The following is a 17,759-nucleotide window of genomic DNA, read 5'->3' as shown; positions in this document are numbered from 1 at the left end:
CGGCATTCAACCAATGTCGTAGACAACCGCGGAGAAGACTTACGTTTCCCCATAAGCTCTTCGTCCGGTTTCTCCTCTCCCATTCGGGCGCTCTTTAAATGGAGCGCCTGATTTTTTTTGCATAAAAAGAAGCTGCTTAATAGCAGCTCTATGTATCATTTTTCTATCTCGGCATTTTGTTTATTTCAGTAGTTCCTCGGGTGTATCCCCTTGATAAACATACACGTAACTCGCCACTGATACAGCAAATGTAGCAAACATAGACAACGATGTGGCTAACCCATATACCATTTTTCTCATCATTCCACTCACCTCCTTCCCCGGATCAATGTTAGGCTTTGGACCAAAAAAGCAACAGCCACTACAGAGGAACCGATTACAAAATTAGTACATACAAGCAAGGAGGATAACAGCCGCAAGAAGGGATAAAACCGTACTGGAATGCGCGACTGCTTTTCAATTCTGGACGGGGCAAAACATAAAACGAAAATGAGAGCTATTCCGGTAAACAGGTTTGTCCACCCACTATTTAAGGCAATGCAGGATATGTAAGTAAAAGCTGCTGAGGTCACCAACACACATGTCATGCCCGTTTTCAAATGAATGCCTCCTGACATTTGGCGCAGTAGGGCGAAAGCGACGAGAATCGTAACAGCCTCTACCATACGCCCCGTGAAGAATGAGGCGAATAGTGTCAACACAATGATCAGGGACGCATTCAGAATGAGAGCAAGTGCGTATTTAAGTACCGCGACAGAGGCCGGATGATCAGGCACAGTACGTTTGATCTGGTTAGCAAGTTTGAAAGCCATCGCTTCAATCATCCCGGTATTCCTTTCCGATTGCATAATAGATGAAAAATCCCGAAACCAGTGCAAAAAATATCATACTTAACCATACCTCGTTATAGTAGAGCACAATAGAAGTTGAAATGAGAGACAGGATAATCAGCGTGATGACAATGCCATATTCCTCTTTGAACTTAAGCTTCTTGAAATTAGGGGAAAAGCCGATCCCTTTTCGATACAACATCAATGAAATAAGCAGTCCTACTGCTGCGCTTACCACTTGTAGCAGATAGCCCTTCAAGGACCCATCCTGCAGCTCAGAAACCGGAAGATTGCCGAACATGACTTTTAAGAGTACCGACTGAACAACGGCATATGCAAAATAACCTGTAACCGTCATAATACCGGACCACACAATCGGAATCTTCACGACCGTAGCGAGTAAAAAAATAAAAAGCAGCATATTTACGACAGGCACCAAATACGAAAGGGAAAACTCCTCTCTAAGCATATAACTTTGCATATTCATAATCAGGTTAACAAAAATGGCCTGCCATAGATAAGGGGTCATTTTAACTTTAAAAATACTCAAAATAAGCGCAAAAACAGCGACTCCCTCAAGTGTGGAGAAAAGCAAAAAGCCGATTGGCTTCAAAAGCATGCGTGCATCTCCTTTACAATTCCAACAAACCTCATCGGTGTATTCAAAAACTTGGATGTACATCGAATATAAAGGGCTGGGAGCTACTTTTCAAGAGGTCTTTTCAATTATTTCATAAATTTATTCAAGCACTTCAACCAGATGTTATCGGATGCCACTTCAAGCTGTAGCTTAGGCAACACTTTCTTTGACCGAATCTCCCTGCTTGCGCACAGGCTTCATACGTGATATAAGCTTTTTCCCCCAACGGATGCCGGGCTGTTCAATCCACGAGTAGGTAAACCAAGATAGTCCGATGGTGACTAGCAACGTCATGATAAACATAAGTGTGAGGCTGACTAGGGGAGCAAAAGGTATTTTAACCTGTACGACTAGTCCCAGAGCCAGCATATGCGTCAAATACATGCTGTAGCTAAGGCGGCCGATCCATGACCATACCCGATTAAGCAGCCATATCGGCTGCCAGTGATACAAAGCATACGCTCCCAGCAGCAACCCGACACCTATGAGAACATCGGTCATGCCTTCTAAAAATGAAAATAGCACAGAAACAAGCAGCAAAACTCCACTGACTCGGTCTATACTTTTCCAATGCCGCTCGTCTTTCCAAATGAAAAACAACAATATACCTAGCCCAAAGACAGGCAATTGATTCGGAAACCATAAATACAGATAGTGCCCCCATAAAGAGTGATCACTAATCCATGGATATTGAACACTTACCGTATTTAGCCCCAAGCTTACCACAAGCGCCATCACGACAAACCACGTCGCATGGCGGACGGATCGGATTAGCTTAAATAATAGAGGGATAAACAGATAAAACATACATTCCACCGCAATGGACCATTCCACACCGATAATGCTGTTGATCCAGTACGGATTCAGACCATTCAGAAACAGGACATGAGCTGCGATATTGGCGGCAGTGACTCCCTCCTGATCCCCAAGCCAAAATCGTGGACCTGTCCCGTTCACAACTAAATAGATTCCTAACATCACGTAATACAAAGGAGCAATCCGAAAAAAACGACGCATCAGGTAAGCTGAAATTCTTTCACTCTTGTTACCCGAACGTCTGCTTAAGGACAAAAATAGCGTAAAAGCGCTGGCCATATAAAATAAAGCGACACCTTTGGCTCCTATACTCAAGCCTTTTTGCAACCAACCGTTTAATCCGTCCACATGCTGGCTGACATGCACAAGTAAAACTCCAATAATAGCCAGCGCCCTTAGCGTATCTACAAATTGCAGCTTGTCATCTTCCATTTTCCCCTTAGCTTCGGGCATCGTATCCCTCCATAACAGCCTCAAATGATACATTTTGTATCTATAATACACAAAATGTATCACTAAAGTAAATATCCTCGTTATGCAAAAAAACACCTTCCGACCGCAAAGAAATGCGGCCAAAAGATGTTCATTTGGTCATTTGTTTAAATGAAAAGGTACGGTCGTTACGATCACGTCTTTATAATTAATTAAATAAGCTCTCATCAGTAAGCTGGTCTGATTGTGTAGAATATTTTCCCACCAGTGCTTGGTGATGAATTGTGGAATGAGAACAGTGATATGGTCCTCGTCTGCTTTTTTCCACTCTACTGTATCGATGAACTTGCGAAGCGGATTAATAATGCTGCGATAACGGGATTTCAGTACGACCAAACGTATACCGACATCCCACTCTTCCCATTTCTGTTCCATTTTGCGAATTGCATCATCATCCACACCCACATATACGGCAACCACATTGTCCGACAAGGTTTTGGCATAGCTGATCGTATTCATGACGACTCGCGTAATGCCTGCCACCGGAATAATAATCGTATTGCCTTTCACCATAGGTTTATCCTTGGTAATATCAATGCGCAGTTGTTCAGCCGTATTTTTGTAATGCCTGTTGATCTTCATAAAGAAATACAGAACCAAAGGCAGGAAGATAAAGACTACCCACACCTGGCTAAACTTGGTGAAGATAAAGATGAGCGTAATCGACAGCGTGGTCAGCATCCCAACCGTATTAATAGCAAGTTTGACAATCCAGCCTGGCGGTTTGAGCTTGATCCAGCGAATCATCATACCAAGCTGTGAAAGGGTAAACGGGATAAATACCCCTACTGCATAAAGCGGGATCAGATTTTCTGTGTTACCGCCAAATACGATGACCAGCAATGCCGAGAAGATACTCAGAAACAAAATACCATTAGAGTATCCGAGCCGATCTCCACGAACCATGAACATGTGCGGCATGTATTTGTCCTTCGCGAGCATAAAAGCAAGCAATGGAAAGGCCGAATAGGCTGTATTCGCCGCCAAAAACAAGATGAGCGCCGTTACACCCTGAATGATGTAATACATCACACCGCGCCCGAAAGTGGCGTTCGCAATTTGCGAAATGACCGTTTCATGCGGATTAGGACGAACACCGTACCAATAAGCCAGCAAACTGATTCCGATAAACATACACCCGAGAATCAAACCCATCATCATTAGTGTAGTTGCTGCATTTTTGGCAGCTGGCTTGCGGAAGTTCGGAATGGCATTCGAGACAGCTTCTACCCCAGTTAACGCCGAGCAACCCGAGCTGAACGCCTTCAGTAACAGGAACAGGCTGACGTTGGATACCGTAGCTCCAAATTGCGGTGCTGCAGCATGAGCTCCCCCTGCCACGTAATGAATGATACCGCTAATAATCAAAACAAATATGGCAACAACAAATAAGTAAATCGGTACAGCCAGCACTGAGGCAGATTCTGTTACTCCGCGCAAGTTCATAATCGTCAAAAAGATGATCATAATTAGAGCAATGGCGATCCGATGATCATGTAACGATGGGAACGCCGATGTAATGGCATCTGTACCTGCTGATGAGCTAACTGCTACCGTCAGAATATAATCGACCAGCAAAGAACCGCCTGCAATCAGACTCGGACTCTTTCCCAAATTGTCCTGTGCAACAATGTACGCTCCTCCGCCACCAGGATAGGAAAAAATGGTCTGTCTATAAGACAGGATCAGAATGATCAGCAAACCCAATACCGCAATGGATATAGGAATGGAATACCATAGGGCAGCAAAGCCGGCTGTAATTAAAACCAGCAGAATTTGCTCCGTTCCATAAGCTACAGAGGATAAGGCATCTGAGGACAGAATGGCCAGTGCCTTGAGCTTATTCAGCTTCTCATCTTCAAGGGCCGTCGACTTTCGCGGACGACCGATTAATAATCTTTTGACTTTGCTCAGCATTTCGTTGACTCCTTCTTTGGATGAGGGTTTTGCAAAAGAATTATGGATCTTATGTTTATTATGTCACCTGCACATCAGATTGATGAAACAAATGAACTATTATTTTATACTCCCTCTTCCTGAAAAAAACAATAAGGAATGCTCCCTAAAAAGAGCATTCCCGAGTAAGAAAGAGCATTTCGATAAAATACCTTTATGTATACAGTAATTTGAACCTTTCCGGGGTAATTCCTTCAGCTCGGCGAAAAGTTGCCACAAAATGACTGGTATCTCGGAAGCCCACTCGCTCCGAAATCTCCTTTACTGTTAATTGCGGATATTCCGCCATCATTTCCTTGGCCTTCCGCAGCCGAATCACAATCAGATAAGCATACGAAGTCACACCAAACGCTTGCTTAAATAATGTATTTAAATGACGGGAGCTGACATTCATCATAACTGCCATATCACCTAGACCCACATCTGGACTGGCATAATTTTGCTCCATAAAGGCCAGTACAGGGGTTAATCGTTCCACATTATGGGATAGGGAAGGCATCGAGCTATGTTGTCCATGTTTACGCAGCAGAGTCAGAAAACGATACATATTGGCCGAAGCATCTAATCCAGACAAATCACGTTCACTAACCATGGAATGAAGCATCGTTTCCCCAAAACTGTGCAGCTCGCTATCCGGGTCCCAATGATACCCACGCGTATGCTTCAACCCCAGTGCAGTCAGTACAGCAGCGGCGATGGGGCCGTCAAATGTAATGTATAACGTTCGCCATACCTTGGTCGCCCGTCTGTATGCATGGGATTCCCCAGGTAGCAGCAGAACTCCAGACTGCTCCCCCAGACGAAAGGTCCCCCCTTTAAATGTAAACATCCCTTCACCAGACACCGTCTGAATCCAGTGAAAGCACGGATAGCCCTCTGGACGGGACACATCTTCCTGCCTGCTGTTAAATCCGATACTTTCAATAAAAAGGGGTAAAGAGTGCTCACGCGTAGTCAGGAAAAATCGCAAATGATGGGGAGTTAAAATCATAAAAAGCACCTCCGGCGTATGCGGGTATGTATTTCTCATGTAGATCCATATTGTTATATACACGTTCATTTTATTATATTTAAAAGCAGTTATTTGTATTATAAGATAGAATTATTCTTATATACAGAGGTGATTGGCATGATAAGCAGTAAACTACCTAAAGTATTTTACGGTGGAGATTATAATCCTGAACAATGGGATGAGGCCACGCATCAGGAAGATTTACGGATGTTCAGGCAGGCAGGGATTGATATCGCCACGGTCAACGTATTCTCATGGGCCAAAATTCAATCCGACGAAATCACATATCATTTTGAATGGCTGGATCAATTGATTGACAGTCTTTATGAAAGCGATATCTTCGTTTGTCTAGCTACTAGCACGGCAGCGCATCCTGCTTGGATGGCTACTCGCTACCCCGACGTTCTCCGGGTGGACGCTGACGGACGGAAGCGGAAGTTCGGTGGTCGCCACAATTCTTGTCCGAACAGTCCTACGTATCGAAAATTTGCGGAGCAGATGGCTGGCCAACTTGCAGAACGATACAAAAACCATCCCGCGATCCTCGTGTGGCACGTGTCCAATGAGTACGGTGGGGATTGCTATTGTGATAACTGTGCGGCCGCATTCCGGGTGTGGCTCAAGCAAAAATACGGATCACTGGAAGAGCTAAACCGGGTGTGGAATACTTCCTTCTGGGGTCATACCTTCTATGATTGGGATGAAATCGTGCCACCAAATAATTTGAGCGAGCATTGGGGAGAAAATCACTCCTCCTTTCAGGGCATATCCCTCGATTATGCACGTTTTAATTCAGACAGTATGCTGGATTGCTATCTGCTGGAATACAACGCGATTAAAAAACATATTCCCCATGCCGTGATAACGACCAATCTGATGGGATTTTTCAAACAACTGGACTATTTTAAATGGGCTAAGCACATGGATATTGTATCTTGGGATAGTTATCCTGCGGCTAATACCCCGCCAAGCTATACCGCGATGGCACACGATCTGATGCGCGGCTTGAAGGATGGGCAACCCTTTATGCTGATGGAGCAAACACCGAGCCAGCAGAACTGGCAGGCGTATAATTCGCTTAAACGGCCCGGCGTTATGCGGTTATGGAGTTATCAGGCAGTCGCGCATGGCGCGGACACGGTCATGTTCTTCCAGCTTCGCCGCTCAATCGGCGCATGTGAGAAATTCCACGGGGCTGTTATTGAGCATGCCGGGCATGAGAACACACGTGTATTTCGCGAGGTGGCACAGCTTGGCAGTGAGCTTGGCGCATTAGGCAACACGCTACTTGACGCGACCGTCAATGCCAAAGTAGCCATTTTGTTTGATTGGGATAATTGGTGGGCATTGGAAAAATCAAGCGGTCCTTCTGTCGCCTTGAAATATGTGGATCAGGTGCATAAGTATTATGCGACCCTCTTCCGGCGCAACGTACAGATAGACCTGATTTCCGTTGATGCAAATTTCCAGAAATATGATCTCATTATCGCGCCTGTACTCTACATGGTCAAGCCAGGTACCGCCGAGAAGCTGGAACAATTCACAGAGCATGGAGGCACCTTCGTAACGACCTTTTTCAGTGGCATTGTAAATGAAAACGATTTGGTCACAACCGGAGGATATCCTGGTAAACTGCGTAACTTGCTCGGGATCTGGGTGGAGGAAATTGACGCGCTTCTGCCGGAATCATACAATCGCATTGTATTAAAAGAAAAGGTGGGCGTATTACAAGGTGAATATCAATGTGGTCTGCTCTGCGACCTGTTGCATAGCGAAGGTGCCGAGGTGCTGGCGGAATACGGCGATGATTTCTATCAGGGCATGCCAGTGCTGACACGCAATCGTTTCGGTCAAGGCGAGGCATGGTACGTTGCTTCAGATCCTGAAGAGACTTTCCTTGATGGCCTGCTGGGCTACATTTGTGAGCAAAAAGGGATTCCATCCCTGCTGCGCGCTCCTGCGGGTGTAGAAACCACTGTACGGACCAAAGATGGAAAATCATATCTGTTCATTCTGAATCATAACGCCCAGACGCAGCAATATCATCTGGATGATCAGAAAGGGAATGAGCTAATCAGCGGTAAATACCTGGAAGGAGATATTTCTATTGAAGGCTACGGCTTTCAAGTACTGGAGCTATCATAATCACTCAGATTTGACACATACAGTTCACTTTGCTGCATGAGTATAATCTAGGTATCAAAGGAGTTCATCATGAAACGACTGCTATGGATCGGCAGCTTGTCTTATTTTTTAATCGGCCTGGCACACGTGGTTGTAGGCTCCCTACTGCCTGTGTTGTTAGAGCATTACGGTAGAAACTATACGGATGGCGGTAGTCTAATCTTCGCTCAATTTTCCGGTTTTCTGGTTGGAGTCCTGCTGTCACCGTGGCTTGCCCGAAGTTTCGGCAAACGCCGAAGTCTGGTATTCGCCCTGCTTTTGCTGTGCGCGGCTGAAGTGCTATACTCATTGCTGCCGCCTTGGGATTGGCTATATGTCGTCGGTGCAGCAGCGGGGTTTGGCTTCGGCATGGTAGAAACACTCATTGGCACGATTATTATCAGCGGTATTACTCAAGGAACGGGCGCGGCGATGAGCCGTCTGGAAGTCTTTTTTGGGATTGGCGCTTTGGCTATGCCCGCTATCGCCAGCCAACTTATCGCTCTCGGTTGGTGGCGATTGGCCTTTCCCATCATTTCCATGTTTGCAGCCGTGACCATTATAGCTTGGTTGCGCGGGTCCTTCGGCCCGCTGGACGCTGTATTGGACCCACAGGAACACCGAGATAACAGCCTTAAGCGTTCGACTAATTCACTGAAGTCACCCACGGAGAAGGCTTCTGAAGGTAACCCTATTGGCAATCGGAAGCTACTTACACTATTTATCATCTTTTTCTTTATCTATGTAGGAACAGAGATGAGCCTAGCTAATTTCCTGCCCTCCATGTTCATCGAACGGCTGGGCCTCACTCAAGCCGAGGCAGCACTCAGTGTTACCTGCTTCTGGCTAGCAATGGCTACCGGACGGTTGTTCGCAGGAAGTATTGCTGATCGGTACGGCTATGGTGTCTTTGTAGCCCTAAGCTCGCTGGCGGCGACCGTGCTGCTATGCGTGTTCCCACTGATCAAGGGAACTACCGTTGCCTTTGTCCTTATCACACTGCTGGGGCTGGGCATGTCGGGCATTTTTTCCATCGCACTTGTTTTTGCCAGCAAAATGATGCCAGGCACCGAAGAATCTACCACCAGCCTGCTTATAGGCGCAGGTGGAGTTGGGGGAGCTCTGCTGCCTTTATGGCTCGGAAATAGCATGGATCGTGGTGGAGCAGTCTCATCGGCGTGGTTGCTGGCAGGCTTCACATGTATCCTGTGCCTGCTTGGGGGCATCTTGTACGCCCTATATGTGCGCAAAAAGCGGCTTCAAACCGCCTCATCATGATATACACCTCTACTGGTGCCTTTGTCTGTTCCTTGGTTGTCATCCAAGTGCACATTCAAAGGTGCTTTTTTTACATACTAGACGAATGTACCTTGTACAGTAGCCTGTTTTTAGTCAAAATAGATCGTTTCCTATGAATCACAGGACAGATATCCATGCCTCCTCTAGATGAATGGAGTAGTATACAACAAACCATATGGAGGTGTTTGTATTGGGTCATCCTGAATTAAAACGAAAAAAAGGCCGTAAAAAAAATGTTTTTGTCCGTGCCTGGTTTGATAAGTTAGAAAAAAAGTTTGAGGAGAAGCCCCCAAAGAGAAAGAGCCGCTCAAAACGGAAAGGGTTTGGGAAAGATATTATCGTCAAAAAGCAACTTGTAAGTGTGAATATTAATCATGGTGCTTTAGGGCCTGAAGGGGATTCTGGAACCATAGGTGATTTAGCGCAGTTTGGTTATATTTACAATGTGAAGCCCCAAGTTGTTCCGATTGAAGGGGATGTCATTTGGGATACGAACGGTATACTTACTCCTGGAATTGCTCATGTTCCAGGAACTACACAGATTGCTGTATCCGATACTGGAAAATATGAAGTTCACTTTTCGGTGTCCGGTGTGGAACCTAACCAATTCGCCATCTTTATTAATGGAGCACTGGCTGTGGGAACTGTATACGGCTCAGGAGCCGGGACACAACAGAACACAGGGCAAGCCATCCTTGCTCTGGCATGCGGTGACGTCCTTACTCTGCGAAACCATAGCTCTACTACTGCTGTTACCCTGCAAACACAAGCCGGAGGAACTCAAGCCAGCATAAACGCTTCTGTCCTCATTAGAAAATTGGGATAGGCTTGAACTCCCGCAAAGCCTCAGTGTACTAAAAAAGGGTTTATCCATACAGCGAGGATAAACCCTGAATATTTTTAAAAGGCCATAATGATCCCTTTGTCATTGGCATACATTGAACTAATCCCTCTGGTGGACACAATATGAATATCTTTAAATTGATAGCGTTTCCTCAGCGCATTCATTAATTTTTCCGCCAGCCCAGGATTATTGCAGTGAGTAATGACAATGCTTTCTCCTTCGGTAGCCCGGCCACTTTTTTCAATAGTATCTGCGAGCTTTTCGATAATTTGATTCTGACCGCGTGCTTGAGTAAAAAATGCGATATTACCGTCACCATCCGAGCCTAAAATAGGCCTGATATGCAAGAGTGAAAGTATCTTTCCAGTGATTTTATTCATCCGCCCGTTCTTAACCAAATTATCTAGATTTTCTAAAACAAAGTAGGTTTTCATCTTGCTGATAAAGCTCTCCAAGGATGAAATAATTTCGCTTTTATGATATCCCTCGTCAATCAACTTGCGCAGTTTTAGAGCTAACAAGAGCTGTCCAGCCGAAGCGCTTTTCGAATCAAATACATGAACATCCGCCCCCTCTTCTTCCGCCATATCTTTTCCTACCAATGCACTGGAATACGAACTGGACAGGTTGCTGGATAATGTAATGGCAAAAGAAGTATGCGCACCTTGAAAGGCTTCCTTATATAGCATAGGTGACGGTGATGCGGATCCAATTTTGGTTGTACAGGCTCTCATTTCTTCCATAAACTGAGGTAAGTCCAATGTGTCATCATCTACGAAGCATTTATCTCCCAGCGTCATATTTAACGGGATCGTAGTAATCTGCATCTCTTCTCTAAGCTCTCTCGTTAAATCACAGCAGCTATCTGCTATTATTTTATATCTCACCCGGTACACCCTCACATTATGTTATTTTTCAATAGAACGCGCGTTCATAATACTCAAAGAAAGCTCAATTAACCGTATAAATTCCTTCACATTCTTCTCACCCAAACCTACTACAAGCGCTTCAAAATAACCTTCAATTCTCTCTTGCTTCTGTCTGATCAAGGATTCACCATTTACTGTGAGCCTTACACACATTCGTCGTCTGTCATGCTCAGACATTTCCATAGTCACATAGCCTTTTTTCCTTAATCCCGTAAGCGCTGCCGTAATTCTTGATCTGGATACATGCAGATCATCGCTGAGCAAGGAAGGATTAATTTCATCATCCCGGTGCTGAACTAAATATTGAAGCACATGGTTTTCCCCCTGAACAAGCTCCGTCAGGCTACTGAATAATTCCATGTCATAAATCCGGTTAACGGATTCTCTCAATTCGTCCCTTAGTTCATAATCTTTCATAGTGAACCTCCGCAACACACGTAATACATACAGTTAACTATTAATACTATGTACTATAATGAATTGCCCACGATAATAACAATGAAATATTTGTGAATTTTTATACTTTATCCCCCCCTTGAATGTCCAATAACAGGAGGTTTTATACCTTGGACTGTGAGACACCCAGAGGAGAGGGACTGACCCCATAACGTGAGACAACAAGGAGGGTTTTATTTTATGAGGTTCTGGAAACGTGTTATATCATAGAATTTCAAGGAAAAGGGGGATTTGAGCAGCTCCAAATGAGATTGTTGTTTGGACTATATTAGAGAAGTATTAACATTTACAAGAAAAGGCCAACCACTAAATACGGGTTGACCTCATTATTTAAAGAATGTCTTACGTTTCTAAAAGAATATGAACTGAATTTACAGCACCGTTTTAACCGTGTCTTGTACTTGCTTCAACAACCCTTTATAGCCATCTTCATCAAGATAACCAATACTTCCAAGCAGCAAGTGACCGACGGATTCAATTCCAACGAAATCAAAAATTCCCGTATCGGATGTGAGCTTCAATCCTGCAGTCATACCGATTTCATCGTAGATCGCGTTGGGAGTACCATGTGTATTCACGATAAAACCTTTTTTACCTGTAAGCAGCTTATTAATCCCTTCCGCACCAGCCGTATATGCAAAGCCGTATGCAAATACACGATCAACGTAACCTTTCAGGATAGCCGGAAGACCTGTCCACCAAATGGGAGAAATAAAAGTAATCGTATCCGATTGTGAGATGTATTCCTGCTCCACTTTGATATCAGCCGGAGTTTGCCCTGCTCTCATAGCGGCAGTATCCTCAGGTTTTAATACAGGTTGAAAATTAAGGGCATAAAGATCGCGTACAACGACTTCATCACCTTTTTCTTTCAAGGTATTTACAACCGTTTCGAGTATCGCGTGATTGAAGCTTTCTGCGTTTGAGTGAGCATAGATAATAAGATGTTTCATTTTAATAACCTCCAGATGTTTTATTGTTATTTTGATATTAATATAGATATCTATACATTTACTTAAAAAAATTTATAATCTGTTTTTGACATGCTCCAGCAAATATTCCAGTTGTTCTTTTTCTTCATCTTTGAGACCACCATAGATGGTTTCTTGTAATCTATTGGAGATCACCTCAAATACAGGCTCTATCTCTCTTCCCTTATCGGTCAGAAATATCAGGGTAACTCGGCTATCCTCCCTTTCTTTTTTTCTTTCGACATATCCCAACTTCACTAGCTTGTCGATCAAAACAGTGACCGTGGGTTGCTGACGAGAAATTTTTTGCGTCAATTCCTTAATAGAAAGCCCGTCGTTTTGATAAAGGAACATTAGGATTCCGCCATGAGTAGGAACAATCCCTTCAATTCCATTCGATTCGAGCTCAGACACAATCAATTTATTGATCGAGTCTCTAATGGTTCCTATCAGTGCAGCTGCATTATTTTTTAACATACAAGCATTATTACATAGACATCTATATATATCAAGTGTTGGTGTCAGTCTGAACTAAAAGCAAATATGACTTAATCTATAATGGTTCATGGTGGATTACTATCGCAGACGCATAAAAAAGCCAAAATACCCAAGTTCCTTACCTGACTTTGAGTATTTTGGCTTACAGTATTTATTTATGAAATGAAGAGATGTTCAAAGTATGATATGTTTTAGTTGAGCGTTTGAAGTATCTCAGGTGTAAAGGTTTGAAGATCATGAATTCGGCCTTCACGTATTTTCGTAGCCCATGCAGGATCGCCCAGAAGCGCACGCCCAACAGCTACCAGATCAAATTCATTGTTGTCGAGCCGTTCCAGAAGTTCATTAATATCTTGGTGTCCTGCCCCTTTCCCTTCGATATAACTTACAAAATCCTCATCCAGACCTACAGAGCCAACCGTAATCGTAGTTTTTCCAGTCAGCTTCTTCACCCATCCGGCAAAGCTCAAATCGGAGCCTTCAAATTCAGGTACCCAAAAGCGACGTGTCGAGCAATGGAAGATGTCCACGCCCGCTTCTACTAATACATTCAGGAATTGCTCCAGTTTATCCGGTGTATCGAACGGCTTTGCGTTGTAATCATTCATTTTCCATTGGGATAGGCGCATGGCAATAGGGTAGTCAGGGCCAACCTCAGCACGAATAGCTTCCACAAGCTCAATGGCGAATTGAGCACGTTTTATGATATCGCCACCATAGCGATCCGTACGTTGGTTCGTCCTCTCCCAAAAGAATTGATCAACCAGATAGCCGTGTGCTCCGTGAATTTCAACGCCGTCAAAACCCAGTCGTTTTGCATTCGCAGCTGCATCGACATAGGCGCGAATGACCTTGACAATTTCTTCTTCTGTCATCGGCTCGGTCACTTTATTGCCTTCCAGATCCAGCCCCGATGGACCAATCGATAGCGCTTCGGGATTCGGCTGAGATCCCAAAGGACGAGCCATCCCCATATGCCAAAGCTGTGGGAAAATTTTACTACCAGCTTCATGAACCTGTCTGACCACTTCAGCCCAACCGTTTAAAGCCGCTTCCCCATAAAAATTAGGTATCCTCGGCTCACTTGTTCCAGCCGGATGGTCAATCACTGCGCCTTCAGTAATAATAAGACCTACATCATTCTCTGCGCGACGGCGATAATAAGCGGCTACATCCGGTCCTGGCACACCATTTGGTGAAAAAGCGCGGCCCATTGACGGCATTACAATACGAGTCTGTAGGGTTAGATTATGAATGGTATAAGGTTGAAATAAAGCTTCTGTTGAATGAACATTTTGCGGTTGATTACTCAAGGATTGTACCTCCTCATTTTCTTTTATTCTTTTAAAGAATTATATATAAGGCTCGTGCATCATCAAACGGGGTGCAAGTGAAATGTTAGCAATGTTTAATTTATCATTCAACCGACAAAATGTTCATTCTGTTGCTTAACCAAAAGGGTTATGAAATTGTTGTATATCTAAATTCACTTGTTGACAAAACAACACATGTTTATAATGGGGGAATCATTTGATTTCCTGAAAGGAGTGTCTTTAGGATGCCTGGTGTAACTTCACCCAACCCAAACGATCCTCGCGTCATTCGAACACGTAGATTAATTCTCGACGCATTCGTTGACCAATTAAATAAGAAAGACTTCTACACGATTACGATCAATGACATTACCCAAAAAGCCACCATTAACCGCGCCACGTTCTATGCACATTTTCAAGATAAATATGCACTGCTTGAAACCCTTTTGTCAGATGCATTTTTGGAGTATGTTATCAAGAGGATTGATGCTGAGGCACGTTTGTCGGAGGAGATCATTCAGAAACTTATTCTTTCGTTATGTGACTATCACGACTCAAGTAACCAATGCGTTCATAAATATAATTCAGTGGCACCGATCCTGGAAGAACATATTAAGAATCAATTACAGCAATTCATACTTCAACTCATAACAAGAGAAGCCAATAATACAGACCAAAGAACGTTAGAACTTGCCGCGACCATTTTAAGCTGGTCCATTTATGGTGTAACCTTTCGCTGGAATGTGGAAGGAAAAAAAGAGTCTCCTACAGATTTAGCCGAGAGAGCTGTGCCTTTAATCTTCAATGGGGTTGTCTTATCTCTAGTCTCACAAATCTCTTAGTAGAAAATGCGAATAAAAAGGGCCGTTCCCAGTATACTTCGATCAGTTCCTGGGACAGCCCTTATAGTATTTAGTAAAATAATTGCCTCTTTTATTTAAAGAATTTTCTTAAACATCTCGATAACTTGTTCTTTGCTAGGTATAAACGGATTGCCCGGAGCGCAAGCATCCTTCATTGAGTTCTCGGCAAGCAGATCCAAATCCACTTCATTTACACCTAGTTCAGAAAGTTTGGAAGGAATCCCTACTTCCTTCGACAGGTCTTTGATTCTTTGGATTACATAGTCTGCGCATTCCTTATCCGTTTTCCCCTTATCTTCAAAACCGATGGCTTTAGCGATGGCACGAAACTTCTCCGGTACATGCTTGGCATTCTCCTCCTCCACGATTGGCAGCAGCATGGCATTACAAACACCATGAGGCAAATCGTAAACGCCGCCAAGCTGATGCGCCATCGCATGAACGTAACCCAATCCGGCATTATTAAATGCAAGTCCTCCCAAGAAAATAGCGTATACCATTTGCTCACGCGCTTCTATATCATGACCGTTTCTCACTGTACGAGCTAAATGTTTAAAAATAATTTCTACTGCTGCCAAGGCAGTTGCATCCGTTACAGGATAAGCACCTGGCGTAACCAAAGCTTCAATGGCATGGGTCAAAGCATCTAGCCCTGTAGCTGCCGTTAATGCGGCGGGTTTATCTACCATCAGTTCAGGATCATTTACTGAAATCGTAGCTACACTATTCTTATCAACCATAACCATCTTGACCTTGCGCTCTTCGTCCGTAATGACATAATTGATCGTGATTTCAGCAGATGTTCCTGCTGTGGTATTAATGGCGACAATAGGAAGCGATTTATGCTTGGATTTATGAACGCCCTCATACTCGGTTATATGTCCCCTATTGGTGGCAATAATGCCGATTCCCTTAGCCGTATCCTGTGGTGATCCTCCGCCAATCGAAATTAAAAAGTCACATTCATTTTCTTGCAGAAACTGAACACCATCATGTACATTTTTACAGGTCGGATTTGGTTTTACTTCATCGTATACCGCATAGTTCAATCCAATATCATCCAGCAAAGATGTAACCTTGCCTGCAATACCACTCTTCATCAAAAATTTATCCGTCACGACTAGAGCTTTGTTTAAATTCAGTTCTTTTATATACGGCCCAACTTCTTGCAAACAGCCTGTTCCCATAAGATTGATAGATGGTACAAAAAATACATGTGCGCTCATATAAAATCGGCCTCCTAAAGGATTCACTTCTTGTTGCCTCGCTAAATATAAGGGTATTTCTCAAAAAGTGAAATATTTCACATGTATAATGTTATCTTTATTTTATTTTGGTGTCAACAATTAAACACAGATATTTATTGGTTTTATTTTTGTTTGTTTACGTTTTTCGAATCAGTCCAATATTTGGTACACAACTAATCGGAGGAAGCCTCGTACAACTTAGATGAACATATTCACAATGAGGTGATGACAGCATGACAATCAACAAGAAAGCATTGCTAGCTCTGCTAGCAGTATCACTGCTCCAAGCAAACCCGTCGTATGCGAAGTCGGTACCGCTGACTCCGGTGACGACCGTTTATGTAGATGACCGCCCACTTCAGCTTGCTGCCCAGCCGCTGCTGCTAGAAGGAACAGCGCTCGTCCCGATGCGCCAGTTGTTTGAGGCACAAGGAGCCGAGCTTTCCTGGAACGCATCCAGCAAAACCGTAACAGCTACCAAAAATGAAGCGGTGCTGACCTACCGTATGGGGGAACTTGCTGCCACCTTAAACGGCAAAACGCTGTCCCTGAATGTTCCTGGACAAATTGTTGAGGGCAACACAATGATTCCACTACGTTTTGTGAGCGAGGCACTTGGGAGCACAGTGAAGTGGGATGCCCTGACCCGAGCGATTCGGATTGTCTCCAGTAACGATTTTTTTACAACGGTTCTTTCGGGAGTCAACCTGCGCAGCAAACCGGATTCGTCGGGAGCTTCCCCTTCCCTGCGGCTTATTCCAGCCAACGAAAAGGTTCATGTCATCCGTGAGATCAATGCCCTCTGGTTGGAAGTGCGCACTAAAGACAACCTGACCGGATACATATCGGCTAAACCCAAATACAGCGATTATACCAGCTCATCCCTGGTGGAACGGCAGGGAGATGAACTCATCGCCTACGGAGAGAAATTCCTTGGTACTCCTTATGAATTCGGCGCAGCAAGCGGCCAGACATCGACCTTTGATTGTTCTTCTTTTGTGGGGGAAGTGTTCCGACATACGCTCTCCATCGACCTCCCCCGTGTCTCTTACGATCAGGCTAAAGAAGGCCAGAAGGTCGGGCTAAACGAGCTACGTAAAGGCGACCTGCTGTTCTTCAGCGCACGCGACCTGGAGATCGGCCATGTGGCGATCTATGCAGGGAACAACAAATTGTTGCATACATTCTCCAAAGAACGTGGCGTTCATTTTGACACGCTTGATGGTAAATGGCAGAATCGTTTCGTAACAGCCCGCAGGCTGTTTTAAGACAAACTGGATGGCTAATAATAGCGGGCTATTCCAGTACCACATTCAATATTTTCTGTTTGCATTTTTGCCGGACGCCTCCCTTGCGGTTTGCGTTCAGGTGGCAAAAGGTATTGATTCGTTCCCATTGTTCAACACGTAATTCGATCCTCTTCTCTAGCA

17 protein-coding genes are annotated in these 17,759 nt (G+C 44.2%); 5 read left to right on the top strand and 12 right to left on the bottom strand.

Annotation, left to right across the window (positions count from 1 at the left end; all coding sequences use genetic code 11):
* Positions 1 to 180: 180 nt before the first annotated feature.
* The 6 genes from MKX46_RS25065 to MKX46_RS25040 all read right to left on the bottom strand — a co-directional run bounded on the left by MKX46_RS25065 (position 181) and on the right by MKX46_RS25040 (position 5,725).
* Positions 181 to 303, bottom strand: coding sequence for a cyclic lactone autoinducer peptide (locus tag MKX46_RS25065; RefSeq protein ID WP_023988155.1), 123 nt, complete (start codon positions 301 to 303; stop codon positions 181 to 183).
* A 5-nt stretch (positions 304 to 308) separates the two neighbouring features.
* Positions 309 to 824 (bottom strand): accessory gene regulator ArgB-like protein, encoded by a 516-nt coding sequence (locus tag MKX46_RS25060; RefSeq protein ID WP_029514741.1) that lies wholly within the window; start codon positions 822 to 824, stop codon positions 309 to 311.
* Positions 817 to 1,449: a hypothetical protein gene (locus MKX46_RS25055; RefSeq protein ID WP_029514742.1), complete on the bottom strand. Its 633-nt coding sequence runs from the start codon at positions 1,447 to 1,449 to the stop codon at positions 817 to 819. Before MKX46_RS25055 ends, MKX46_RS25060 begins: the two co-directional genes overlap by 8 nt.
* A 171-nt stretch (positions 1,450 to 1,620) precedes the next feature.
* Positions 1,621 to 2,739 (bottom strand): acyltransferase family protein, encoded by a 1,119-nt coding sequence (locus tag MKX46_RS25050; protein WP_209948013.1) that lies wholly within the window; start codon positions 2,737 to 2,739, stop codon positions 1,621 to 1,623.
* Positions 2,740 to 2,877: 138 nt separating this feature from the next.
* On the bottom strand, positions 2,878 to 4,695 hold the full coding sequence (locus MKX46_RS25045) for an APC family permease (RefSeq protein WP_029514744.1): 1,818 nt from the start codon (positions 4,693 to 4,695) through the stop codon (positions 2,878 to 2,880).
* Between the two features lie 193 nt (positions 4,696 to 4,888).
* Positions 4,889 to 5,725, bottom strand: coding sequence for an AraC family transcriptional regulator (locus tag MKX46_RS25040; protein ID WP_029514745.1), 837 nt, complete (start codon positions 5,723 to 5,725; stop codon positions 4,889 to 4,891).
* Positions 5,726 to 5,863: 138 nt separating this feature from the next.
* On the opposite strand from MKX46_RS25040, the gene MKX46_RS25035 reads away from it, so the two are divergent.
* The 3 genes from MKX46_RS25035 (at position 5,864) to MKX46_RS25025 (ending at position 10,034) form a co-directional block, all read left to right on the top strand.
* A complete protein-coding gene (locus tag MKX46_RS25035; RefSeq protein ID WP_029514746.1) occupies positions 5,864 to 7,891 on the top strand; it encodes a beta-galactosidase in 2,028 nt (675 codons plus the stop codon).
* Positions 7,892 to 7,960: 69 nt separating this feature from the next.
* Positions 7,961 to 9,187, top strand: coding sequence for an MFS transporter (locus tag MKX46_RS25030; RefSeq protein WP_029514747.1), 1,227 nt, complete (start codon positions 7,961 to 7,963; stop codon positions 9,185 to 9,187).
* A gap of 211 nt (positions 9,188 to 9,398) precedes the next feature.
* Entirely contained in the window at positions 9,399 to 10,034 is a 636-nt protein-coding gene (locus MKX46_RS25025; protein WP_029514748.1) for a hypothetical protein, read from the top strand.
* Between the two features lie 74 nt (positions 10,035 to 10,108).
* Here MKX46_RS25025 and MKX46_RS25020 read toward each other — a convergent pair whose 3' ends face one another.
* The 5 genes from MKX46_RS25020 to MKX46_RS25000 all read right to left on the bottom strand — a co-directional run bounded on the left by MKX46_RS25020 (position 10,109) and on the right by MKX46_RS25000 (position 14,219).
* The gene (locus tag MKX46_RS25020; RefSeq protein WP_029514749.1) at positions 10,109 to 10,939 is read right to left on the bottom strand and encodes a DegV family protein; all 831 of its coding nucleotides are present in this window, start codon (positions 10,937 to 10,939) and stop codon (positions 10,109 to 10,111) included.
* 21 nt (positions 10,940 to 10,960) lie between these two features.
* Complete coding sequence (locus MKX46_RS25015; protein WP_029514750.1) at positions 10,961 to 11,398, bottom strand: MarR family winged helix-turn-helix transcriptional regulator; 438 nt, start codon at positions 11,396 to 11,398, stop codon at positions 10,961 to 10,963.
* Between the two features lie 410 nt (positions 11,399 to 11,808).
* Entirely contained in the window at positions 11,809 to 12,390 is a 582-nt protein-coding gene (locus MKX46_RS25010; protein WP_013309835.1) for an NAD(P)H-dependent oxidoreductase, read from the bottom strand.
* Between the two features lie 72 nt (positions 12,391 to 12,462).
* The gene (locus tag MKX46_RS25005; protein WP_029514751.1) at positions 12,463 to 12,885 is read right to left on the bottom strand and encodes a MarR family winged helix-turn-helix transcriptional regulator; all 423 of its coding nucleotides are present in this window, start codon (positions 12,883 to 12,885) and stop codon (positions 12,463 to 12,465) included.
* Positions 12,886 to 13,097: 212 nt separating this feature from the next.
* Positions 13,098 to 14,219 (bottom strand): NADH:flavin oxidoreductase, encoded by a 1,122-nt coding sequence (locus MKX46_RS25000; RefSeq protein WP_029514752.1) that lies wholly within the window; start codon positions 14,217 to 14,219, stop codon positions 13,098 to 13,100.
* Between the two features lie 245 nt (positions 14,220 to 14,464).
* Between MKX46_RS25000 and MKX46_RS24995 the strand changes: the two genes are divergently transcribed.
* On the top strand, positions 14,465 to 15,061 hold the full coding sequence (locus MKX46_RS24995) for a TetR/AcrR family transcriptional regulator C-terminal domain-containing protein (protein ID WP_029514753.1): 597 nt from the start codon (positions 14,465 to 14,467) through the stop codon (positions 15,059 to 15,061).
* Between the two features lie 95 nt (positions 15,062 to 15,156).
* Here the strand turns inward: MKX46_RS24995 and MKX46_RS24990 are convergent, their stop codons facing one another.
* Positions 15,157 to 16,308, bottom strand: coding sequence for an iron-containing alcohol dehydrogenase (locus MKX46_RS24990; protein WP_069011380.1), 1,152 nt, complete (start codon positions 16,306 to 16,308; stop codon positions 15,157 to 15,159).
* Positions 16,309 to 16,562: 254 nt separating this feature from the next.
* Between MKX46_RS24990 and MKX46_RS24985 the strand changes: the two genes are divergently transcribed.
* On the top strand, positions 16,563 to 17,597 hold the full coding sequence (locus tag MKX46_RS24985; RefSeq protein WP_318626687.1) for a C40 family peptidase: 1,035 nt from the start codon (positions 16,563 to 16,565) through the stop codon (positions 17,595 to 17,597).
* The last annotated feature ends 162 nt before the right edge of the window (positions 17,598 to 17,759 follow it).

It is taken from the genome of Paenibacillus sp. FSL P4-0113, from assembly GCF_038009305.1.
Lineage (GTDB): Bacteria > Bacillota > Bacilli > Paenibacillales > Paenibacillaceae > Paenibacillus > Paenibacillus polymyxa_D.
The sequence above is the reverse complement of the archived record's forward strand: the minus strand, read 5'-3'. Positions and strand labels throughout refer to the sequence as shown.